The 23096-nt window shown below is 34.5% G+C and carries 25 protein-coding genes and 1 pseudogene; 22 read left to right on the top strand and 4 right to left on the bottom strand.

The features are described from left to right. From HMPREF0381_RS04050 to HMPREF0381_RS04080, 7 genes are all read left to right on the top strand, one after another. Window positions 1–440: DUF5104 domain-containing protein (locus tag HMPREF0381_RS04050; RefSeq protein WP_008750613.1), on the top strand; the 440-nt coding region annotated here is incomplete at its 5' end. A 96-nt stretch (window positions 441–536) separates the two neighbouring features. Further along, the gene (locus tag HMPREF0381_RS04055; protein WP_040461127.1) at window positions 537–995 is read left to right on the top strand and encodes a hypothetical protein; all 459 of its coding nucleotides are present in this window, start codon (window positions 537–539) and stop codon (window positions 993–995) included. A gap of 22 nt (window positions 996–1017) precedes the next feature. Further along, window positions 1018–2415, top strand: a complete 1398-nt coding sequence (locus tag HMPREF0381_RS04060; protein WP_008750615.1) for a hypothetical protein — start codon at window positions 1018–1020, stop codon at window positions 2413–2415. A 32-nt stretch (window positions 2416–2447) separates the two neighbouring features. Further along, window positions 2448–3944, top strand: coding sequence for a glycerol kinase GlpK (gene glpK / locus HMPREF0381_RS04065; protein ID WP_008750616.1), 1497 nt, complete (start codon window positions 2448–2450; stop codon window positions 3942–3944). Window position 3945: 1 nt separating this feature from the next. Next, window positions 3946–5385, top strand: coding sequence for an NAD(P)/FAD-dependent oxidoreductase (locus tag HMPREF0381_RS04070; RefSeq protein ID WP_008750617.1), 1440 nt, complete (start codon window positions 3946–3948; stop codon window positions 5383–5385). An 8-nt stretch (window positions 5386–5393) separates the two neighbouring features. Further along, the gene (locus tag HMPREF0381_RS04075; protein ID WP_008750618.1) at window positions 5394–6647 is read left to right on the top strand and encodes an NAD(P)/FAD-dependent oxidoreductase; all 1254 of its coding nucleotides are present in this window, start codon (window positions 5394–5396) and stop codon (window positions 6645–6647) included. Between the two features lies 1 nt (window position 6648). Then, complete coding sequence (locus HMPREF0381_RS04080) at window positions 6649–7023, top strand: DUF1667 domain-containing protein (protein ID WP_008750619.1); 375 nt, start codon at window positions 6649–6651, stop codon at window positions 7021–7023. A 75-nt stretch (window positions 7024–7098) separates the two neighbouring features. Here HMPREF0381_RS04080 and HMPREF0381_RS04085 read toward each other — a convergent pair whose 3' ends face one another. Then, on the bottom strand, window positions 7099–7377 hold the full coding sequence (locus tag HMPREF0381_RS04085; protein ID WP_008750620.1) for a chorismate mutase: 279 nt from the start codon (window positions 7375–7377) through the stop codon (window positions 7099–7101). Window positions 7378–7490: 113 nt separating this feature from the next. Between HMPREF0381_RS04085 and HMPREF0381_RS04090 the strand changes: the two genes are divergently transcribed. The 3 genes from HMPREF0381_RS04090 (at window position 7491) to HMPREF0381_RS04100 (ending at window position 10214) form a co-directional block, all read left to right on the top strand. Continuing rightward, entirely contained in the window at window positions 7491–8426 is a 936-nt protein-coding gene (locus tag HMPREF0381_RS04090; protein WP_008750621.1) for a DUF2156 domain-containing protein, read from the top strand. Window positions 8427–8429: 3 nt separating this feature from the next. Further along, on the top strand, window positions 8430–9470 hold the full coding sequence (locus HMPREF0381_RS04095) for a GNAT family N-acetyltransferase (protein WP_008750622.1): 1041 nt from the start codon (window positions 8430–8432) through the stop codon (window positions 9468–9470). Window positions 9471–9569: 99 nt separating this feature from the next. Next, window positions 9570–10214 (top strand): cysteine peptidase family C39 domain-containing protein, encoded by a 645-nt coding sequence (locus HMPREF0381_RS04100; RefSeq protein ID WP_008750623.1) that lies wholly within the window; start codon window positions 9570–9572, stop codon window positions 10212–10214. Between the two features lie 136 nt (window positions 10215–10350). Here HMPREF0381_RS04100 and HMPREF0381_RS04105 read toward each other — a convergent pair whose 3' ends face one another. After that, on the bottom strand, window positions 10351–10917 hold the full coding sequence (locus HMPREF0381_RS04105; RefSeq protein WP_008750624.1) for an NAD(P)H-dependent oxidoreductase: 567 nt from the start codon (window positions 10915–10917) through the stop codon (window positions 10351–10353). Further along, window positions 10914–11510 carry a TetR/AcrR family transcriptional regulator gene (locus HMPREF0381_RS04110; RefSeq protein WP_008750625.1) on the bottom strand — a complete coding sequence of 199 codons (597 nt, stop codon included), beginning with the start codon at window positions 11508–11510 and terminating at the stop codon, window positions 10914–10916. The genes HMPREF0381_RS04105 and HMPREF0381_RS04110 overlap by 4 nt, the downstream gene beginning before the upstream one ends. Window positions 11511–11672: 162 nt before the next feature. Between HMPREF0381_RS04110 and HMPREF0381_RS04115 the strand changes: the two genes are divergently transcribed. Together HMPREF0381_RS04115 and HMPREF0381_RS04120 are read left to right on the top strand one after the other, a co-directional pair. Then, on the top strand, window positions 11673–12113 hold the full coding sequence (locus tag HMPREF0381_RS04115; protein ID WP_008750626.1) for a DUF3592 domain-containing protein: 441 nt from the start codon (window positions 11673–11675) through the stop codon (window positions 12111–12113). A gap of 87 nt (window positions 12114–12200) precedes the next feature. Further along, the gene (locus HMPREF0381_RS04120; protein WP_008750627.1) at window positions 12201–12656 is read left to right on the top strand and encodes a GNAT family N-acetyltransferase; all 456 of its coding nucleotides are present in this window, start codon (window positions 12201–12203) and stop codon (window positions 12654–12656) included. A 112-nt stretch (window positions 12657–12768) separates the two neighbouring features. Here the strand turns inward: HMPREF0381_RS04120 and HMPREF0381_RS04125 are convergent, their stop codons facing one another. After that, a complete protein-coding gene (locus HMPREF0381_RS04125) occupies window positions 12769–12987 on the bottom strand; it encodes a hypothetical protein (protein ID WP_008750628.1) in 219 nt (72 codons plus the stop codon). Window positions 12988–13425: 438 nt separating this feature from the next. Between HMPREF0381_RS04125 and HMPREF0381_RS04130 the strand changes: the two genes are divergently transcribed. The 10 genes and pseudogenes from HMPREF0381_RS04130 (at window position 13426) to HMPREF0381_RS15835 (ending at window position 23023) form a co-directional block, all read left to right on the top strand. After that, window positions 13426–13935, top strand: coding sequence for a hypothetical protein (locus tag HMPREF0381_RS04130; protein ID WP_040461132.1), 510 nt, complete (start codon window positions 13426–13428; stop codon window positions 13933–13935). Window positions 13936–13984: 49 nt separating this feature from the next. Further along, window positions 13985–14566, top strand: coding sequence for a DUF1643 domain-containing protein (locus HMPREF0381_RS04135; RefSeq protein ID WP_008750631.1), 582 nt, complete (start codon window positions 13985–13987; stop codon window positions 14564–14566). A 179-nt stretch (window positions 14567–14745) separates the two neighbouring features. Next, window positions 14746–15060: pseudogene (locus HMPREF0381_RS15830) on the top strand (energy-coupling factor ABC transporter substrate-binding protein). Between the two features lie 500 nt (window positions 15061–15560). Next, the gene (locus HMPREF0381_RS04145) at window positions 15561–16058 is read left to right on the top strand and encodes a hypothetical protein (protein ID WP_008750632.1); all 498 of its coding nucleotides are present in this window, start codon (window positions 15561–15563) and stop codon (window positions 16056–16058) included. Between the two features lie 791 nt (window positions 16059–16849). Further along, on the top strand, window positions 16850–17872 hold the full coding sequence (locus tag HMPREF0381_RS04150; protein ID WP_008750633.1) for a nucleotidyltransferase domain-containing protein: 1023 nt from the start codon (window positions 16850–16852) through the stop codon (window positions 17870–17872). Next, window positions 17862–18656 (top strand): nucleotidyltransferase domain-containing protein, encoded by a 795-nt coding sequence (locus tag HMPREF0381_RS04155; protein WP_008750634.1) that lies wholly within the window; start codon window positions 17862–17864, stop codon window positions 18654–18656. The genes HMPREF0381_RS04150 and HMPREF0381_RS04155 overlap by 11 nt, the downstream gene beginning before the upstream one ends. Next, complete coding sequence (locus HMPREF0381_RS04160) at window positions 18629–21046, top strand: hypothetical protein (RefSeq protein WP_008750635.1); 2418 nt, start codon at window positions 18629–18631, stop codon at window positions 21044–21046. The genes HMPREF0381_RS04155 and HMPREF0381_RS04160 overlap by 28 nt, the downstream gene beginning before the upstream one ends. A gap of 228 nt (window positions 21047–21274) precedes the next feature. Further along, window positions 21275–22573 (top strand): AAA family ATPase, encoded by a 1299-nt coding sequence (locus tag HMPREF0381_RS04165; RefSeq protein ID WP_008750636.1) that lies wholly within the window; start codon window positions 21275–21277, stop codon window positions 22571–22573. Next, window positions 22573–22932: a hypothetical protein gene (locus HMPREF0381_RS04170; RefSeq protein WP_008750637.1), complete on the top strand. Its 360-nt coding sequence runs from the start codon at window positions 22573–22575 to the stop codon at window positions 22930–22932. Before HMPREF0381_RS04165 ends, HMPREF0381_RS04170 begins: the two co-directional genes overlap by 1 nt. A gap of 19 nt (window positions 22933–22951) precedes the next feature. Further along, entirely contained in the window at window positions 22952–23023 is a 72-nt protein-coding gene (locus tag HMPREF0381_RS15835) for a hypothetical protein (RefSeq protein ID WP_334290620.1), read from the top strand. Window positions 23024–23096 lie beyond the last annotated feature (73 nt).

Raw genomic sequence — 23096 nt, forward strand, 5'->3', positions numbered from 1 at the left:
TAAATAAGTATATAGAAAAGATAGTCGAAGCATTTAATACTAATGATAGGGAGCTGTTAGCAAGCCTGTTTCCCAAACATGCGAGGAGTAAGATAGATCATTTTGATGAAAAGATAGACAGAATTATTAGGGAAAATGAAACATGGCCGTCTTCCATAATAAGGTATAAGCTTAATGAAGATAACAATTATCAATCAAGAGCTGATATGGGTAAAATCTATAGAGAGGTATATGCTAATACCACCATAGAGTTCGCAGACCCTAAGGAGGGAGAAGTACATAGACCAAGCTTAAAGATTGCTATGGTAATAGTACCTGTAGATGATTTTCACGAAAATAATGTTGGAATTTCTATATTTGCTATAGATTATGGGGATTTCAGTACAGACGGTGTAGATAAAGAAAAAGATGGATATGATATCTATGCATTTGGGCACTAATGATTATAATCATTCAATAAGGAAAAGATAGAGTCCTTTTAATACACAAACAATATGGTAAAACTGTAATGAAGTTTAACGGAAAGGAGATGTGGAATGTATTATACAGAATCATTTTACTTAGGAATATTTGTGATAATATGTATGATTGTAGTAAGCAGAATAGCCTTTTTTAAGGATGCGGAGTTTCTTAGAGCTGTAAGAGATACTATGGGGAAAAATCGTATGTCTTTGGCACATAAAAGAGAAAAGCCTGTCAAGGGCATCATTTGGAAAAAGGACTTAAAGAAAATGAATTTTTTGTCAATCAATTTTAAGGACTATCATGTTAAGGATATAAGTGACCTTGAATATTTCAAGAATGTTGAGACAATTATCTTGACATATATGGGTGATAATGAAGAAGATATCGGCATGTATAATGAGGAACATATCCTTGACAATCTAAATAAGGTAAGGGATTTTAATAAGCTGAGAAGAGTACAGCTATATCATCTAAATGCAGATGATAGTGTGAAGAAGGAATGTCCGAAAGCAATGGTATTTATAGATTAGCTTTTACCGGGGAAGGGGATAGATGAATTTAGAGTACAAAAAACGGATATATTGGTTACTGAGATTTATACTGATTGTATGCGTAGTCAATATATTGACCGGTGTGTATGAAATATATACTTCCAATTATAATGCAACTGCAAAACAAATCATATGGAAAGGAAAGAGATATAATAAGGATGAAACAGGTTATCACAGTATAGATGAGCTTAAGTATTTGGTGGATATACCGACAGATTGTGACGTAAAAGATATCTGGGCGGTGGCAAGTTATTATGCAAAGGATGACAGTGAGTGTGATACAAGACTGAAGGAACTTAAGAGTATATATAATGAAGGGGGAGCAAAGGCTATAGTAGATGATATCATGTCCAAAGATGTAGTGGATGATAAAAAGACTATGATGGAGTACCTGATAGTGGACGGTTGCCTAATAGAAAGCCTTGATAACGATATGGAATTGCTTAATAATGTCCTTGAACACTGCTATGACAGAGACTATGGATTCCTTGGATATAAAAGATATATTGACATAGGAAATAAGCTCTATAAAAAGAACTGGAAGCTTGAAAGAATTATTGAAGCATTTGAAACTTTAAGCAAATATACAATTGATCGTGCAATTGTGATGCCCAAAGCAAAAGATGGGGATGAAAGCGCCGTCGAAACAGTATACTATCATCGTATGATACAACTCTTTCAGGCATTCTCAAGTTTATCATATTTTGATGAGGATCTTTTATCGGCAAAATCATATCCGGGGAAAGATAATAAGAAATATATTGTCAGGGCAACTATAAAAGAAAATTATGATATTGTATTATCCTACAAGAAATACAGATCATTTATAGATTTTGGACATATAAGTATATATGGAAGATATAAGAATCTGAATATGATAATAAAGAATGTATCAATTAGAGATTTGGATTATTTTGATACTATAAATTATATATCATTAAAAAGTCCTGCAACTTACATGGGAAAGGATAAGTTAGTTAGTTTAAAAATTATATCTGAAATTTTCAGGCTTTGTGGCACCTATGTGCTTGTATATGATTCAGATATACATACACTTGAGGGGTTAAGCTATGGATTGTATCCTGTACTTCCGGTGTATAGTTACTTTGATATATACAATACGGTTGCATCTCCTGACAGTCACTATATAGATACAATAGAAGCTATAAAAAATTTTAATACAAATTTTTCAAAGGGCGGTTATTTTGAAGAATTTGCAAATGATGTAGGATATGATGAAAATAAGCAACTGACATTGGAAAATTTCGGTGAGAGGATAGATGAACTTTGTAATATGGAAGAAAAAATTTATGAAGTGTTGGAGGTAGGATATTATCTTGGTATAGGTAGTATTGTAAAAGATTTTAGTGGAAGAGAACCGTTGCATAAGAAAGATTAAAGATAAAAAAATAATTAAGAAGGGAGACATTTATGTCAAAATATATTATGGCTTTTGATGCAGGCACTACAAGCAGCAGATGTATCATATTCAATTATGCCGGTGGGATATGTGAGGTGGCACAAAAGGAATTTACACAGCATTATCCAAAGCCCGGTTGGGTAGAACACAATGCTGATGCGATATGGTCTACACAGCTGAGTGTGGCGGTGGAAGCTATGGCAAAGCTTGGTATAAATGCCTCCGATATTGCGGCTATAGGTATTACAAACCAGAGAGAAACTACTATAGTTTGGGACAAGGAAACAGGCAATCCGGTATATAGGGCTATAGTCTGGCAATGCAGGCGAACGGCAGACTATTGTAATGAGCTGAAAAATCAGGGATATACTGATATGATTAGGCAAAAGACAGGCCTTTTATTGGATGCATACTTTTCGGGAACAAAGATAAAGTGGATACTTGACAATGTGGACGGAGCAAGACAAAAGGCTAAAGAGGGTAAACTTCTTTTTGGTACAGTGGATACTTGGCTTATTTGGAAGCTTACAGGTGGAAGAGTACATGTGACTGATTATTCCAATGCTTCAAGAACAATGCTTTTTAATATACATACGCTTACATGGGATGATGATATATTAAAGCTTCTTGATATACCTAAGTCTATGTTGCCGAAGGTCAATGAATCATCATATGTCTGTGGTGAGTCGGATCCTGCATTTTTTGGACAAAGTATCCCTATTGCAGGTGTGGCGGGAGATCAACAGGCGGCACTTTTCGGACAGACATGCTTTGAAAGAGGTGAGGCTAAAAGTACATATGGCACAGGTTGCTTTTTGCTTATGAATACAGGAGAAACACCTGTGAAGTCAGACAACGGACTGGTGACTACTATTGCATGGGGACTTAAAGGAAGGATAAACTATGCACTTGAGGGTTCGGTTTTTGTAGCGGGTGCTTCAATACAGTGGTTAAGAGATGAGATGCGTATGATTGATTCTTCTGCCGACTCCGAATATATGGCTATGAAGGTAAATGACACTCATGGTTGTTATGTGGTACCTGCATTTACAGGACTTGGTGCGCCATACTGGGATCAATATGCCAGAGGTACTATTGTAGGCATCACCAGAGGGGTGAACAAGTATCATATTATCAGGGCGACACTGGAATCAATGGCTTATCAAGTTAGAGATGTACTTGATGTAATGGAGAAGGATTCCAATATTGTACTGAAGGTTTTAAATGTGGATGGAGGTGCCAGTGTAAATAATTTCCTTATGCAGACACAGGCAGATCTTTGCAATGTTCCTGTAGAAAGACCGAAATGTGTGGAAACCACTGCAATCGGAGTGGCTTATCTTGCAGGGCTTGCTGTAGGATTTTGGAACGGTATTGATGATATAAAGAAAAGCAGGAGTATTGACAGAACATTTACACCTAATCTGTCGGATGAGATTAGAGAAGAGAAGATAAGAATGTGGAAAAAAGCGGTAAAGTATGCCTTTGGCTGGGCAAAGGAAGAGTAGAATGAGAGATATCATTATTATAGGGGCAGGTGTATCCGGAACGGCCTGTGCAAGAGAACTTAGCAGATATAAATTGGATATACTTGTTGTTGAAAGCAGGGAGGACGTATGCTGTGGCACTTCTAAAGCAAACAGTGCCATAGTTCATGCAGGGTTTGATGCTAAGACAGATTCTTTGATGGCGAAGCTCAATGTTATTGGTAATGCGATGATGGATAAGCTTTGTAAGGAACTTGATATAAAGTTTCAAAGAAACGGTTCTTTAGTAGCTTGTTATAGTGAAAATGATATTGAAAAATTGGAAGAACTTAAAAATCGCGGAATTGCCAATGGTGTTAACGGTCTTAGGATTGTATACAAAGATGAACTTAATAAAATGGAGCAAAATATCAGTGAGAAGGCAGTGGCTGCACTGTATGCACCAAGTGGAGGTATCATATGTCCTTTTGATTTGAATATAGGGATGGCGGAAAATGCGGCATCTAACGGAGTAGAATTTATCTTTGATTGTGAAGTGAAAAAGATAAATAAAGGTGACAGCTTTTATGAGCTTGAAACTTCTATGGGTATTTTAAAGTCAAAGTTGGTGATAAATGCTGCCGGAGTGTATGCGGATGTTTTCCACAATATGGTAAGTTCTAAAAAGATACATATTACACCAAGAAGAGGTGTTTACTGTCTTTTGGATAAATCAGTGGGAAATCATGTAAAGTCTACATGTTTTTCATTGCCGGATGAGGTCTATGGAAAGGGAGTTTTGGTAACTCCTACTGTAGACGGCAATTTGCTTGTAGGGCCTACCGCTACTGATATAGCAGATAAGGAAGATACGGCTACCACTGCCAAAGAGATTAAAGAACTTATAAAAAAAGCAAATATAAATGTGAAAAATATACCTATAAAGCAGGTAATTACTTCTTTTGCAGGACTTAGGGCACATGAGGATGCCGGTGACTTTATTGTGGAAGAGGTAGAGGATGCTCCCGGATTTATAGACTGTGCAGGAATAGAGTCACCGGGTCTTACAAGCTCACCTGCTATAGGAGTTCGGGTGGCAAATATTGTAAAAGGTATTTTAAAGCCGAAAGAAAATGAAAACTTTATCGGTATCAGAAAGGGTGTTTTAAACCCTGATAATCTTAGTATTGAGGAAAGAAATAAGCTGATAAAGGAATATCCTGCATATGGAAATATAGTATGTCGCTGTGAGACGGTAAGCGAGGGTGAGATAATAGATGCTATAAGACGACCTCTCGGAGCAAAGACTTTGGACGGAATAAAGAGGAGGACAAGGGCGGGAGCAGGCAGATGTCAGGCAGGCTTTTGCACACCGAGAAGCATTGAAATACTTTCAAGAGAGTTAAATTTGCCACAATCTAAGATAAGCAAATGCGGTGGGAAGTCTACATTGATTGTGGAAGCAATTAAGGACAGTTTATAGGAGACAATATGAGGGAATATGATGTGGTAGTAATCGGAGGAGGACCGGCAGGTTTGGCGGCATGCATCTGTGTAAAAGAAAAAGGTATTGACTCTGTACTGATACTTGAGAGAGAAAATCAACTTGGAGGTATTTTGAATCAGTGTATACACAATGGATTCGGCTTGCACACATTCAAAGAGGAATTGACAGGTCCTGAGTATGCAAAGAGATTTATAGACAGAGCGGAAGAACTTAGTATAGAATATAAGTTAAATACTACGGTAACGGATATATCTACAGATAAGATTGTCAGTTATATGAACAGCACTGAAGGTTTTGTGCAGATAAAGGCAGGAGCAATTATCTTGGCTATGGGATGTAGAGAAAGACCGAGAGGAGCCTTAAATATACCGGGATTACGACCGGCAGGTATATATTCGGCAGGAACGGCACAAAGACTTGTGAACATGGACGGCTTTATGCCTGGTAGAGAGGTGGTAATACTTGGCTCAGGAGATATCGGACTGATAATGGCAAGAAGAATGACTCTTGAAGGTGCCAAAGTGAATGTTGTTGCGGAGATTATGCCATATTCAGGGGGACTTAAGAGAAATATAGTGCAGTGTCTTGATGATTTTAACATACCGCTAAAACTTAGTCATACTGTAGTAAAGATAGAGGGCAAGGAAAGAGTTGAGGGTGTTGTACTTGCAAAAGTGGATGAAAATCTGTTGCCCATTGCAGGAAGTGAAGAACATTACAGTTGTGATACTCTTTTGCTCTCGGTAGGCCTTATTCCGGAGAACGAAATCAGTAAGTCAACCGGTATAACTCTAAGTAATATTACAAACGGTCCTGTGGTAAATGATTCATTTGAGACTTCCATTCCCGGTATCTTTGCATGTGGAAATGTTTTACATGTACATGATTTGGTGGACTTTGTATGTGAGGAAGCAAAGGCGGCAGGAAAGCATGCTGTAAAGTATTTAAAGACATCAAAGAATGTCGGTGCATTTGATATCAAAATAAAAACTTCAAATGGAGTGCGCTACACTGTACCACAGTTTATAAATCCGGAGGATATGGATGATAAAGTGGTGATACGCTTTAGAGTTGCGAATATCTATAAAGATATGTATGAAAGTATATATGTTGATGATAGAAGAGTAATACATAAGAAGCGTCAGATTCTGGCTCCCGGAGAGATGGAGACATTGAATATAAAAAAATCCGATGTGGCTGGTGCAAGTTCCGTTTTGGTTACATTGGAGGAAAATTGATATGGAAGTAAAGACATTGACATGCATAAGATGTCCAATGGGTTGTCTGATGAGTGTTCATGTAGAAAATAATAAGGTAGTAAGTGTAAGCGGGAATACTTGCAAAAGAGGGGATACTTATGCAAAAAAGGAAGTGACAGATCCTGTAAGAACTGTGACAAGTACAATTAAAGTAAGCGGTGGAGATATTGCACAGGTGTCTTGTAAAACCTCTACCGATGTGAAAAAGGATAGAGTTATGGATGTGATGAGAGCATTAAAGGGTGTGAAGACAACAGCACCTGTAAGCATTGGAGATGTTTTGATAAAAGATGTAGCCGGTACAGGTGTAGACATCATTGCCACAAAGGATATTAGAAAGATAAATAGAAAATAACGGGACATTTTTTACTTTATAAATTTCAAAAGAAGGGTCATGGCATTTTAAACCTATGACCCTTTAATTCTATAATTATTTTTGTTCCAAGATGAGTTTCTCCTGATATTTTTTGCTGATTTTCATAATGTCTTTTATAAAGTCTATGGCACTGTCGGTATATTCTTTATTTTTTATCGACTCACTTACCTTTGATATTATAGCGTCCTCTCTGCCCTGATTTAATATAGGAAGATTATTTGCTATTTTGTACTTTGCGATATCATGAACTGTAGCCATTCTTTTTTCAAAAACAGCAATCAATTCTTTGTCTATTGCATCAATCCGACATCGAAGATTTTCTAATTCATTCATAAATACTCCTTATTAATAATGATTGTCATCAATGTTATTTTGACTTATTTTAGAATAAAAGTAAATACAATATTTTCATTTGACAAAAGTGGAAAAATAAATATAATTGAACTATGGAATATAAAAAATTAAATTTTAAACAATTAGTAGCGGATGACATACAAAGGTATGCGGGGTTTTATGGACTCAGGCCTAATAAAACCTGTGACAGTGTAGAGCTTGAGAGTTTTATATGGAAAGATTATTATAATGTGCGAGCAGCTATCGCAATTAGAGACGGTAAGGAGGTTGGACTTCTTTGGCTTATGGGAGATGAGGACAGACCGTTTGCAGCTATGCCGCTTTGTAAGGAGGAGGATCTTGAGTACTGTTTCAATTTGATGGTGGAGTATTTTAATAAAGAGCTTGACTTGCCTTTAAAGATACATTTGGCAGACGAGGAAGGAATAAAAGTATTGAATTTACCGGAGGATAAATTCATAGTAAGGCAGGAGGAAAATGCTAAAGACTATCTCTATGAGGGAGACAAGCTGAGGAATCTTTCAGGAAAGAAGCTTCACAAGAAGAAAAATCATTACAATAATTTTCTAAAGACCTATGGTGACAGATATGAGTACAGAGTACTTGGATGCAATCCTACAGATAGAGATGATGTTTTCAAGTTCTTAGATAAGTGGAGAGAAAAAAAGGGGGAAGAGGTGGAAAAGCATCTTGACCCGGAGGTAGAGGGAATACATGATATATTGCTGCACTGCACCAAGTTAAATATCAGAATGGGTGCAATATATATTGACGGTGAGATGGAGGCATTTTCCATAGGAAGTTATAATAAGCTTGAAGATATGGCTATAATACATATTGAGAAAGCAAATCCGGAGATAAACGGTCTGTATCAGGCTATCAACAAGGAGTTTTTAGAGCATGAGTTTCCTAATGTGAGCCTTGTCAATCGTGAGGATGACCTTGGACTTGAGGGACTTCGCCATGCAAAGCAAAGCTATTATCCGGTGGGCTATGCCAGAAAGTATTATGTTGAGCAAAAAAGGTAATATATGATAAGATATTTGGAACAGGAAGAAAAAATACTTACAAAGCCTCTGTATCAGGAGGCTTTTTTTGAAGATTCAGCCGGATTTGTAAAGTATTATTATAGTGAAAAAATAAAGGATAACAGGATTTTAGCTGATATAGAAGAGAGTGTAAGGTCTATGATTATGCTGAATCCTTACACTATATCCGTTTTTAACAAGAAATATTGTTTGGATTATATAGTGGCGGTTGCTACAAAGAAGGAATATAAGAGACAGGGGTATATGAGAAGACTTCTTAATAAGACTCTTATTGATATGAATGAGATTAAGGTTCCGTTTACCTATCTGATACCGGCAAATAAAGATTATTATCTGCCGTTTGATTTTTCATTTGTTGCAAGAAAAAATGAGTACAATGTGGATTTATCCGATTACAAAAAGTCTGTAATAAGCGGTGTGAAATTGGATATCGGAGCGGCCGAAAAGATTTTAGACTTTATAAATACTGAGGTTTCAAAGAGCAATGATGTGTATACTTATAGAGATATTCGATACTTTGAGAGAGAACTAAAGGAGATTGCTTCTGAGAACGGATTTATAAATATCTATCTTGACGGTGATGATATAGTTGCTTATGAGTCTTTTTGGGGAATTGAAAAGGTGGAACTTAAGGAGAGAATAGTTTCATCCGATATTGCAACAAGAGAATATGGCAAAGAGAATATAATGGTAAGAATCACAGATGTTGCCGAGCTTTTGTCAAACTTTAGAGCCGGTAAGAATATAGACATCATTGTAAAGATAAATGATAATATTATTGAGTCACAGAATGCCTTTTTTAGAATAGAAATGGGCAAGGATTTTGCTAAGATCGGTAAAATAGTGAATACAGAAGGCAGTGCTTTTGTTGAGTTTGCTATAGCGGATTTTACAGCTTGGATTTTTGGCTATGCCGGGGATGTAAAATATAATATTGTTAATTTTGCCGATAAAAGCATTGCAAAGGATTCTCTGGATTCCATTAAAAAAATCGGTGGAATATTTATAAATGAACTTGTATAATAGGCGTTAATGCATAAAAGCTTGTAAGAGGAAAATATTGATTTGCTTGTAATATTGAGAAGCTTTATTTTATTATGCAGATAGAAAGAAGGATGTAGAATGAAAAATCCATTACATTATCAAATATCTGAATATGACTGCGGTCCTACATCAATGTTGAATGCACTGAGCTTTCTATTTGAGAGAGAGGATATTCCGCCGGAGGTTATTAGAAATATTATGCTTTATACATTAGACTGTTATAGCAATGAAGGACATCCGGGCATGAGCGGAACTTCTCCGATGGCAATGATGTTTTTAAGTAATTGGCTCAACAGATTCAGACAGATAAAACAACTCAATGTTATAAGTGAATATATTACAGGTGAGCAAGTCTTTATAGGTGAAACCGGCCATATAAATGATGCACTCAAAAGAGGCGGTGCAGTGGTGGTAAGGCTTTTTTATGATGTGCCGCATTATGCGTTGCTGACAGGTGTAGATGAAAAGAATATATATATGTTTGATCCATATTATGAGGATGAGTTCACTGATGAACATTGGTCACAGTTTATCCCTGAGGGTGATATAGAACTGGTACTTGATAAACCTCTAAATTATAACAGAATAGTACCTTTCGGGTATTTTAACAGAGAAGATAATGTATTGTATGCTCTTGGAAGATTTGAGGACAGGGAAGCGGTGATACTATATAATGAGAAAACAGAAAAGACACCTGAAAAGACTATAGAATATTTTATATAAAGATAAATTGAGTAAAAACGGGTAAACAAGTATATAGTGATGTAAAGTATAGTAAACGGCAATTTTCTATGTCGTTTGCTATACTTTATATAAATATATTATTGAAGAAACAGCAGGTTAAAGAGTATGCAATGTTCTATATACCTGATGCTGTTTTAGAAATTTTATCTAAAAATTCTCTTCGCTTTTCATCGGATATCTTTTCAACCGGTGTCAATCCGGTTAATTTAACAGGTGAGATACCACAGGGTTTTAAAATCTGATTTTTCAAAACTTTACCATAATCCTCGGCAAATGGTACTACAAAGGAAGGAGTATTGTGAGTCGTGATAATCCATGCGGATTTTCCAAGCAGATGTCCTTTAAGACCGGTCTTTTTGTAAGAGTATGCAAAGCCTGCTGTAAATACACGGTCTATAAATCCTTTTAATATAGCCGGCATACCGCTCCACCATATAGGAAAGATAAAGATAATGTGATCGGCTTTTGAAATTAAATCACGATATTTTTCCGTTTCAGGATTTTTTGCAAGATCACTTCTTTTATGCTGTTCATCAAATCTTAATATAGGATCAAATCCCTGTTCATATAAGTCTAAAGTTGTAACACTGTGTGCCTTTGAAACAGCATTTTGAACCTGCCTAAGTATTGCGTAATTAAAACTTTCATGGTTGGGATGAGCATAAATAATCAATACATTCATAGTTTTTCTCCTTTAATATATATATCAAGCATATGCCTGATAGTAGTTAATACAGTTTCATTATCAAGATCCGTTCCTATAGGAGAGTTGGATATTATAGCAAGACCTGAGATAAAACTCCAAAAATGAAGCAGGGATTCAGCTTCACTGTTATTGAAGTTTTCTTCCTTACGCAGTTTCAATACAATATACTTAAATGTATTAAATCCGGGTAAGTCTGAGTCAGGTGAGATAGTTTCTTCAGTAACTTCCATATACTTGAAGGGAAATTTAATAAAAAGTGCTTCAAAATAGTAGGGGTAATTTTTAGCAAATTCTATCAGATTAAATCCTATTTGAATCAACTGTTCTGCGGCTGATGTTTCCAACTCAATTCCTTTGTTTATTTCGTCACTAAGAAAAACGGAAAGACGACTTAAAACAACTTTAAGATAGCTTTCTTTACTTTCAAAATGACGATAAGGAGTTCCATGTGTGACTCCACAGGATTTAGCTATAGTTCTAAGTGAGAGCATATCAATCCCATGTTGTCTGATCTCATCAATTCCTGCTTGAATCAGGTTCTCTTTTAACTGTATGGTATTGCGTTTCATTTGATCTCCTAACAAAAGTATACACTGTCTACATACATTAGTATACACCGTCTACTTTTGTTGTCAAGCGTAAATTATCAAAAAACTATAAATTGTAGAAATTGTTATATAGAAAAAAGTTGTTTAAACGATTATAATGAATAAGAGAAAGGGGTAAGGATTATGAAAAAAAATATTGCGAAAGCTGTTTGGGTCATGATAGTAATTATTTCTATTATATTGATTGTATTTGCCGTTTTTATGAATATATTTAAGATGTCCGCTTATTACTCTTATCCGAGGGCAGAGGCAAATGTTCTTGAAGTGCGCAATTATGAACGAAGAAGTGATGGGCAGGATACAAAATATGGAAGCAGCGTTCATGTTGAATATTCGGTTTTAGGAGAGAAGGTAAACAGTTGGATGACATATAACAGATATTCCACTCTTGAACGGGGTGATATCATTACAGTTGCTTATAACCCCGATAATCCAAGTTATTGTCGTGAAATTAATGAAAAAATTGATATTACACAGTTATCTGCACTTGTTGCGACAATTATCTTTATCGCATGGATGTGCAAGAAGACTTTCACATCACATAAAGATAAGGCTTTAAATTAAGTAACTGAAATAAGAAGAATATAAAATGTAGTTTAATATAAAATTTAGTCGGATGTACAGCACTACATCAAATATGAGGATTAAGATATGAATATTGAAATAAAAAAAGGATTAAGTGAAGACAGTTCATACATTTTATGCAGATGGTCAAATGAAAGAGGAAAAGAATTTCAAGAACAGTGGATGGGCAGTCGTATTTCATATCCTTTGGATTATGAAAAATTAAAAGATATGGAAAATGTATTTTCTATCTTTGACGGTGAAATATTCTTAGGTATGATTCAACAAATAAGAATGGAAAAAGACAATGTACATATTGGGAGATTTATAATAGACCCGAGTAAACAGGGGAGAGGATATGGAAAAGAAGCTCTTAAAACTTTTATAAAATTGATTTTTGAGGAAAAAAATATAAACAGTATATCTTTAACAGTGTTTGATTCTAATAAGAATGCAAAGAAGGTCTATATGGGACTTGGATTTAAAATCAATGAAATTATAGAGACTCCAAATCTTAAATATATTATGAAATTGCATAGATAAGTTTTTGTGTTTACATAGGTTGATATTCACAAATAAATACTGCCGGAATCTAGAGAATCCCGGCAGCCAGTAAAATTGTTAATTTAAACAGAAATATAAATTGCACTTAGACTTAATCTATTATGAGACGGTACTCATATAACAGTCTGTTTCTATATTTTTCGTCTCCTACGGCTTTCCTAAACTTTTCCAGATGACCCTCGTTAAGCAATATTTCGTAGAGCCTGTTTATAACAGTATGGGAATATTCCTTTTTATCTTGTATAATGCCGGCATTAAATCTGTATTTTCTATTTCTTTCAAAATCGTCATCTGTCATATATTTGAACATATAGTAGCACTCCTTTATATTACAGTATTTGTAGAACTTTAAAATAATTAGTTTCAGCTATAAGACTTAAAAATATATCTATGAATAACTTTTATTTTTTTGGTAATATTTTTTGTACATCTCTCCTTTCCATATAACAAAAAACTTTCCGGGAATACATGTTCCGGTGAAGTTTAGAATATACTGATAGAAAGTATATGTAATAAAACAACGAACATATAAAGAACTGATATTGTGATTGTAGCAAAATTTTAGAGCATAAGCAATTGTTATTGTACATAAAAATAAATGTAAAAAATGCATATATTATATAATGGCATAATCATAAAGATAAATGCCTTTGCTTTGCAGCTTACAATGCTTTAAAATAGATATTAAAGTAAGAGATAAATAAAAAATATATATGAAACCGGTGAGAATCCGGTGGAGGGAGGTAAAATGAAATCAAAGCATGATGTAATAATAATAAGGCCGGGGCTAGTGTATTTGTTTTTCAGTTTTATGATTATAGGTGTAGGAGTTACATTTTTTTGGGGATTAGGCAAGGCTTTACCGTCAGATAATCCGGAGATGGACAAGATGGCAAGGTGGATATTGCTATTAGTTTTTTTGACTGTCGGATTGGTATCGGGATTATGTGTGTTGCTTACCAAGATAAAAATTGACAATGAAAAAATAGAAATAACAAGGTTTCCTCTAAAGAGAAAGGAGTATTTTTGGTTTGATATAACTACTGCAAAGATTATAAATGAGGCATTGGCTTACCCATGTGTGATATATACAGTAGAAAAAAGAATAGCAAAAGTACCAAGGGCATATATAGGCTATGAAAAGCTATTAAATGAGCTAAGCAAAAGAAAAATTATTGAGGAAGATGATTTGTACCTGGAAGCCAGAGGAATATTGGCATTTGATAAGTTAAAGCTTAGAGATCTTTTTAGAAGGTAGTGGGAATGGGGTTAAAGTATAATAAAAATAGATAGGAGAATAGCATAGAATGAATGATAATAAAAATGGAACTAAAAAAGACTCATTTGAAAGCTATATAAAAGGAAAGGCTAATGGCGAAGTTTTGTATTGTGGTGATGATAAAGTAAGATTTATTTTGGGGCAGTCAGGAGTAAATCCTATTATATGCTTTGGAATAAATCCAAGTACAGCCAATGATAAGAAAGATGATCCGACTATCTTAAAAATAAAAAAGATTGCATCGGAAAATGATTGCGACGGTTGGATAATGCTAAATCTTTACCCGCAAAGGGCGACAAATCCTAATGATATGCATACAAAAGCTGATAATGATTTGAATATAAAAAATTATAAAGCTATAAGAAGTGTTTTTAATATATACCCTAATGCTTTAACCTTGGCTTCTTGGGGGAATGCCATAGAGAAAAGAAAATATTTGAAAGACTGCTTAAAGGAAATTTTAGCTATTGCTCCTGATAGGAAGTGGGTATGCCGCGGCAAGCTTACTGTGAAAGGCAATCCAAGGCATCAATTATATGTACCCGATAATACCAAATTACAAGATTTATATTTTAGCTTAGAGGGAAAAGTTTTATGTAGCAAAGATTGAAAAAATAATGGTGTATAGATGTATACAATTATTGATAAATAATGTATATGAAAATTTGAACTTAGAAAATAGTAGTATATAAAATAGATATTATTAGAGGAGGAGCATAGTGACTGACTATAAAAATATTCTAAATAAACCTGAATATGATTTTATAAATAAAGAGGAGGCGTTAAATAATATCAAAGAATAAAAAACTTGTTATAAGCTTACTTGTAATAGTTGTACTGATGGCAATAGTGCCTTTATTTATGCTTAAGAATGCCGAATTTGGCGGTTCTGATGATGCCGGAAGTGAAGTGGTTTCAGAAATATAGGGCGGAGAATATGAGCCGTAGTTTAATCCGGTTATAGAAACCTTCTTAGGAAAGGAACTTCCGGGAGAAGTTGAAAGTCTGCTTTTTTGTGTACAGGCAGGTATAGGTGTCGGAATAATAGCTTATTATATGGGAAGATTTGTAGAAAGAAAAAAACAGGAAGATAAGAAAAAATGATGAAAGGCTGCTGCTTTGTAAGATGGATTGCAAGGCGGCAGCTTTTAAGTAACGGAATAAGCCGGTATGGATTTTTTCAAATTTTTGTTTTAAATTTTTTATGTTAATGAATGTGAAAGAGGAGAATCGGCATATTTTGAGATTGTGTAAGTATATGTATGCAAGAGAAGATATGCAGTACACATAGAGTTTTAAGAAGATAATTTAAAATTATATTGCAGTTTATTAAAAAATCACTTTGTTCAATAAAGCTGATAATTTTCAGCAAAATCGTGATGAATATTAATAAAAGATTTGATAAAATATAAGTATCAAGGCAGTATTATTAAAATATAATTTACATTATATAGCCTTGTCGGTTGTTGTAATAAAGAGGTCAATGCTATAAAGTATGTTGGCGGATTTATACAATTAAGCTTTAGCTTTGAGCCGGGTGGCCGAATAAAACTGAAAGTATGTGGATTTTACTGCTAAAAAGCGTTTAATGAAGGGGGCGGAAGATGAAAACGAAGGATAGTAAAATAGTGATAAGACCGGGTAAAAAATATCTGATTGCAATATTTTTGTATATATACATTACTTTTATGATGATTTGGGTTTTATGTAAAGTAGGCCCATCAGAAATTCTGGAGACGAAGTGGGCGGGTGTGTTGCCGTTGCTATTATTAAGTTCAAGTCTCGGAATATATTTTTTAGTATTTGTTTTATTTACAAAAATAGAAGTAAGTGATAAAAAGATATTAATAAATCAGTTTCCGTTTAAAAGAAGTGAGTATTTATGGAGTGAGATAAGCAATGCAAAGATTATAGGTGAAGCCTCTGAATATCCATGTGAAATCTATTCAGGAGGAAAGAGAATATTAAAAATACCGAGAAATTATTTTGGATATGAGAGGTTGTTTTATGAATTGGATAAAAGAAATATTCTCCGGAAAGATGATTTTTATGTAGCTGCCAAGGTAGCGTTGGAGATAGATAAAAGAAGACGGCAAGATTAGTACAAGTAAAGCATGTGATTATTGTATAGGGGTATAAGAAAGTAAGAATTAGAGGTGGTGGAATGCGTTCGAAAACGGTTCGATAAGAGAAGAGCTGGGTGTTACTATGCCAATATTGCACGAAAATGGAATGATTACAATAATTATAATATTATGTTAGATAGTTCGACTCCTGTAATTGACGGATGTGCTACGGTACTGAAAGGTTTGCTTTCTTATTAGATGCTCTGTAGAAGGGCACTATGTCTGAAAAAATAGGTGTGTGTAAAATCAATATAGCATTAAGGAAAGTCAGAAATGGGTTATTCATTTTTGACTTTTTTAATTACTTACAATACAAAAAGCTAAAAACATGCATTTTTCAATAAACATGTAGTATGGCATGTAACAAACTGTTGAAGACCCGTAAGCAGTTTTTAACTTCATACCAACAGCAGACAGAATATTTGAGGAATGAACTTCCTATAAATATATATAGTCAAGTAGTCGGAACACAACACAGAAATAATATGAGTGCTTTGAAAAAATGCTTTGAAAAAATTTATTAGTAAATTATGAATCTCTTGCATATGTTATAAAAAGCTAGTATAATGGGATGAAGAATTGCGGTGGACATCTTTGGATTACACCTAGAAGAACCTGATGCGTCGGGTTCTTTTTTTTTAACTGTTAATATGTACAAAGAATTTTAAAGTCAAATAGATAATTTTTAAAGTAGATAAGCTTTCAATGTAAAATCTGATTTTATAATTAAATGATTCTGATGGCTTTTGATAAGGAATAGAGGTATTATGACCGACTACAGAGCAATTTTAAATAAACCCGAATATGATTTTATAAATAAAAATGAGCATCTTGGAAAGCATGTGATTTTGCTTGGGCTTGCAGGAAGCTATGCATATGGGACAAATATAGAAAGCAGCGATATAGATATAAGAGGAATTACACTTAATCAAAAATCGGATCTTATAGGACTTACACAGTTTGAACAGTATGTGGATGATAATACGGATACCGTTATCTATGCATTCAATAAAATGGTGAATTTACTTTTAAGTTGTAATCCGAATACAATAGAGTTGCTTGGACTTGCACCGGATAATTATCTTTATCTTAATGATATCGGTAAGATGCTTCTTGATCATAAAAGATTGTTTTTATCAAAAAGAGCTATTCAGTCATTTGGGGGCTATGCGGATGCGCAACTTAGAAGATTACAGAATGCACTTGCCAGAGACACATTTCCACAAAGTGAAAGGGAACAGCATATTTTTAATTCTGTAAAGAATGCAATGTACAGTTTTAACTCAAGTTATAAGAACTTTGAAAACGGAAGTCTGGAAATTTTTATAGATAAGGCGGTTAATCCGGAGCTTGAAACTGAGATATTTGTCAATGCCAAGTTGAGTCACTATCCGCTAAGAGATTATGTAAGTATGTGGAATACAATGTCAAATGTTGTAAAAGACTATGATAAAATAGGCAAGAGAAATAAAAAGAAAGATGATCTTCATTTAAATAAGCACGCCATGCATCTTATGAGATTATTTATGATGGCCATTGATATACTGGAAAAGGGAGAAATCAATACATACAGAGAAAAAGAACATGAATTGTTGATGGATATCCGCTTTGGAAAATATCAAACAGATGAGGGAACTTTTTCGGACAGCTTCTATGATATGATGAGAGAGTATGAAAAGAAACTGCATTACGCTTCCAAGCATACGCAATTACCGGATGAACCGGATTTTAAAAGTGTGCAGGAATTGGTTATGACAATAAATGAAAGGGTGATTCGTGATGAGATATGATAATTATAAAGAGAATATAGAAGAACTGATTCTTTCTAAAATCAGAGAAATAGAAGAAAAAGAGAATATAAAAGTGCTACACGCTATTGAATCGGGCAGTAGAGCTTGGGGCTTTGCCTCGCCTGACAGCGATTATGATGTGAGATTTATCTATGTTCGTAATAAAAACTTTTATTTATCCCTTTGTGAGAACAAGGACTTTATTGATTGGGAATTAAACGAGGTACTTGATATCAACGGATGGGATTTAAAGAAGGCGTTGAAGCATTTTCATAAGTCCAATGCCACATTATTTGAGTGGAGCAATTCTCCTATTGTGTATTATACAACGGATGAGTGGAAGGAGCTTTACGAGAGAACGGCATGCAAATACTTTGCATGTAAATCGGCACTTTATCATTACCACGGTACAGCAAAAAAGAACTACTGCGATTATCTATGTGATGATATGGTAAATTATAAAAAGTATTTTTACGTGCTGAGACCTATTCTTGCCTGCAAATGGATCGAAGAAAAGAAATGCCCACCGCCGGTACTTTTTGATGAGTTGGTTAATACCGTTCTTGAGGATAATATGAAGGCAGCGGTAGAGGATTTACTTGCAAAGAAGGTGAAAATGTCTGAATCCGAAAAAGGCCCAAGGGTTGAAGCGATAAATAATTATATAGAAAAGAAATTGGAATATTATAAGTCAACCTTGGAAACAATGGAGGATGACAGGAACACCGACTGGGATGCGCTGGAAGAGGAGTTTAGATGGGTGCTGGAAAGTATGCGGAAGTAAATAATATTATTGAGCTTGAAAATATTGAAATAGAAGTGGTAACAGATCCAAAAGAGATTTACACAGAAGCAAACGAATTAGAAAGTATTATCTTTGATCTTGATTCAAAGATAGAAATGCTTTCAAGTAAGGCTGATAAGTGGGACTGTCTTGTCGCACTGGGATCCGGCATTGTATGTGGAATTATTGATATGTTTTGCGTAGGCGAATTTTCACTTGCACATGGAAGAGAAATATCAAGCAAAAATGTAGATGAGCTTGTAAAAAAGATTTCAAAGATGATGGGATGTGAGTCTGATGATCTAAAGAGTTGTGTAAAATTTTTGGAAGATAAATTTCCTATTCCTGCAGATGGCAATACACCTGATTTTGGAGGGGGATTACAACATCATTTAAGAGACTTTGCTCATCATCCTAATATCGTGGGATTAGTGTTTTCATTATTAACACAGTTTACATGTAAATCTTATGGAACCGATGTCTTGGGAAACTTTATTATCGTAGATGTTCCTCAAAGAAGTAGAATATTTATTGGAGAAAATAATTCCTCAAAAATAATTAATGGAACATTGGTATGGTTTTTTCACCTGATTAGTGATATTGCGGGATCAAGCAGTACAGTGGGTTTAAGTGGTGGAACGGGAATTCCGGGACCTATTTTATCTATTGCAAAAGAGATATCGGTACTTCCTTTTTTTAAAAACCTAAAGATGAATGATATGTCAATGTCTGAGCTTTTATCGAAGTTGTTTAACGGAACATTATTGGCAGAACATGATGATAAGGGTAAAATCATAAAGGATAGTGTAGTAAAGCTGGATTTCCGTGGTGAAATGGGTATTGCTGTAGAACTTGGTAAACAGGCTATTACTGTTATTGCCAATGAATGTATAGTTAGAACTTTTTATATGATCAGACAACTGGCACAGCAAATTAAACAGATTAATGTGAGAAGTATTGATGATTTTAAGAAAATAGATATTAAAAATATACTTCCGGTTGACTCGCCGACATTGACAAGAATGCTTACAATAGCAACAGGTGTATTTACAGCATTAGATGTATCGGAAGCTGTCATTACAAATAAGTATTGGGTATCAATTAATTATGTCGGTGTCGGAAGGTTTGCGCTTGCCTTGGAAGGTGAGATGGTTTGGGCATTGAAGCGACGTAATCTCCGAAAAATAAGAGACATGTATGAGAAATTTTATAGAAATGTATTTGCAGATATTGATAAAAGAATTTATGAGAGAATAGGTGAAGGTATGGAATACGATAAATTTGGCCTTAATGAAGAACAAACCGAAATACTGTACAATATGGAATACTATAAGACTATTAACGATATTGAGTGTACGAAAGTACCGGTAGGCGGTGAAAAGATACGAGAACTTAAAAGGGAATGGATTGAAGAGTGGAAAGCGTATATGACTGCAGGTTTTTCGGGCTTTATGAATACCGGAAATGCAGAGCTGAATTGGTATACATTGGAAGAACTTGATGAGAAGATTAAGGATAATGATCCTAAAAAACCTTGGTTTAGACTGGTACTTTTGGAAGCAATGCTTTTTGAACCTTACTTTCCTATGAGTACGGAAACTGATAAAAAAGGAAATGAGGTTCCTACAAAGAAGTATAGTAAGTTGAACTCTCCAATAGCAGGATATAAAAAGGGAGAGGGAGATAAATATTTGGAGGAGAGATTTGCCGCAGTACATCGGTTGTCAGGATATTTGAATAGGCTAAGAAAGTGTTATGACAAAGTTATATTTGAGTTGAATGATGTTCTAAAAACTGCAATTACTTCTATTGTGATTACTTCGGGTATTACAATTCTTGCTGTAGCTACAGCAGGAGCATTTGCCCCTGCAATTGCGGTGACATTGGTTGGAGCGAATTTCACAGGTTTGAGTGGTGCAGCCTTAACAAGTGCATGTTTAGCTTATCTTGGAGGAGGAGCAATCGCTGCAGGTGGTTTTGGGATGGCAGGAGGAACAATTGCAATTGTTGGAGGAGGAGCAGTCCTTGGATTAGGTGTGGGTGCAGGAGTCGGTGGTGCTGCCGGTGCTGTTAGTCTAATGGGAAAGAAGAATACTATCATGCAGTCTGCTAAATTGCTGGTATCTGTAAGAGAGGTATTTCTAAATGATGAAAAGGATCTTGAGTATTCAAATACTGTTTATGAAAAATATGTTCAGACAATTCAAGATATAGAGAAGGGCTTAGTGGAGCTTAGATTGAAAGCCGATACTGCAGACAAAATAGAAAAGAAGGAATTAAAAGAAAAAATAAAGAGTACAGAAGAAACAGCAAGGGCAATGAAAATTGCTATGAAGAGTATGAACAGATATATAAGTTCATACGAAGTTGGAATGGGGATAAAAAAATAAGAAAAATAATGATGTGAAGGGTGCTGTTATGGTCGGTGAGTGGAATCGATATGATTTAAAAAAGAAAAATCCATAGAAAATTGCCGGATTGGAAAATGAATGTCTAGGAATTCTTTTTGCAAAGATGATGAATGAACAAAGAAATTTAGATAAAAAAATTAAAAAATACAATAATTTTAATTGAATTCACTCTAAAATGTAGATATAATAATATCGGAGGTGCAAAATATGTTGATAGAATTTCGATTTAAAAATTATAGATCTTTTAGAGATGAAGCAGTTCTTTCTATGGAAGCAGTAGGATTATCATCTTTGAAAAAATGTTTGATTGAATATAGTAATAAGAAACTGTTACCGGGTGTGGCTATTTATGGCAAAAACGGTGGAGGTAAGAGTAATGTTATAAGGGCTTTCTGGCTGGGGGTTCAATTTATTAGAAATGCTCAAAGGATACAACATGAAAGAGCTACAGTGCCTGTAGTACCATTTGCACTTAATGATTATTCAATGAATGAACCTACAGAGTTTGAATTTGATTATATTGTGGATGGTGTAAAGTACTGGTATTCATTTGCTGCAACAAGAGAAAGAATAGTAAAAGAGTCTTTATTCCATGCACCTAAAGGGCAAAAAGCACAGATATTTGTTAGAGAAGAGCAGAGATTTACTTTTACTGAAGATAAGGCAAAGAGAAAACTGATAAGCGAAATGGTAGCTGAAAATCAGTTGTTCTTTTCTGTAGCCTGTACTATGAATGATACAGTATGTATAAATGCAATGAAGTGGTTTAGAGAAAACATTTTTTTCTCAAGAGATTATACAGATATACCTAGACAACTACTGGAATACTGCAATGACGGTAATATGCTTAAGGCTATTTCAGATTATGCCAAGACAGCCGATTTTGGAATAGAGGATATACAATTTGAGGTGGAAGATAGAGAAGTAGGGAATGATTTTAAGCTTTCCGATGATATACCTGATAAAATAAAAAATGCACTGACATCATTTATTCAAATTTTATCAGAAACATCAAATAATTCTGAGGGTAAGCTGAAGATGAGTCGGGTTAAAGCAAAGGCTAAGCACAAGGGTATCAGTGCAACCGGAGACATTCAATTTTATGATATGGAATTGGAGGATGAATCGGACGGTACAAGAAGGCTTATGTCGATAGCACCGGTGATAGAGTCTGTTCTTAACAGAGGTGGTGTTTTATTGGTTGATGAATTGGAGAGAGAATTACATCCTAGACTTGTTAATTTTATTGTCGCTAAGTTTCAAAGTAAGAAAAGTAATATAAATGGTGCTCAGATTATATTTACCACCCATAATACGGAACTTATGAATTTGGAAATTATGAGAAAAGATCAAATTTATTTTGTTGATAAAAAAAGAACGGACGGATCTTCCGAGCTTTATAGTGTAACTGATTTTAATACAAAGACCGCAGATAATATACGAAAAGGATATTTGGTTGGAAAATATGGAGCTACTCCGGATATTGAGATCGAAGAGGTTGTATAATGGCGAGAAAGAAAACAGGCATTAGGGGTCTCGGAAAGTTTATTATCAAGGTATTTTGTGAAGGTGAAAGTGAGCAGGCATATACAGAATTTCTGAAAAGACAATTTGAAGATGTAGCTGTAATTGATTATCCAAAGGAAACAGGATTGTTTGACAGGGCAAAAAGTAGATTTGACAAAGATCCTTCATATAGGGATTATAAGGAAGTTATTGATGAAGTGTGGTTTTTCTTTGATATAGAGACTAAGGATATTGATAAATGGGAGGGACGTTACAGGGTAATTAAATACTTAAGGAAGTTGCGTAAGGATAAGAAGATCTATGTCAGATTATTAATGACAACCGGTTGTGTTTTTTAGAGATTATCTTAATGAACATGTGGAAATAGACAAAGAATACGAAACATTAAAACTGTCTCTTTGGAAAAAAATAAACATGAGTATAATTTAGTATTTTATGGAATAAAATACTAAAACTTATTGAAATATAATTATTATAGGAATAAAATCCAAAAACTTTACAA

The sequence above is a fragment of the Lachnoanaerobaculum saburreum DSM 3986 genome, assembly GCF_000185385.1.
Taxonomy (GTDB): Bacteria; Bacillota; Clostridia; order Lachnospirales; family Lachnospiraceae; genus Lachnoanaerobaculum; species Lachnoanaerobaculum saburreum.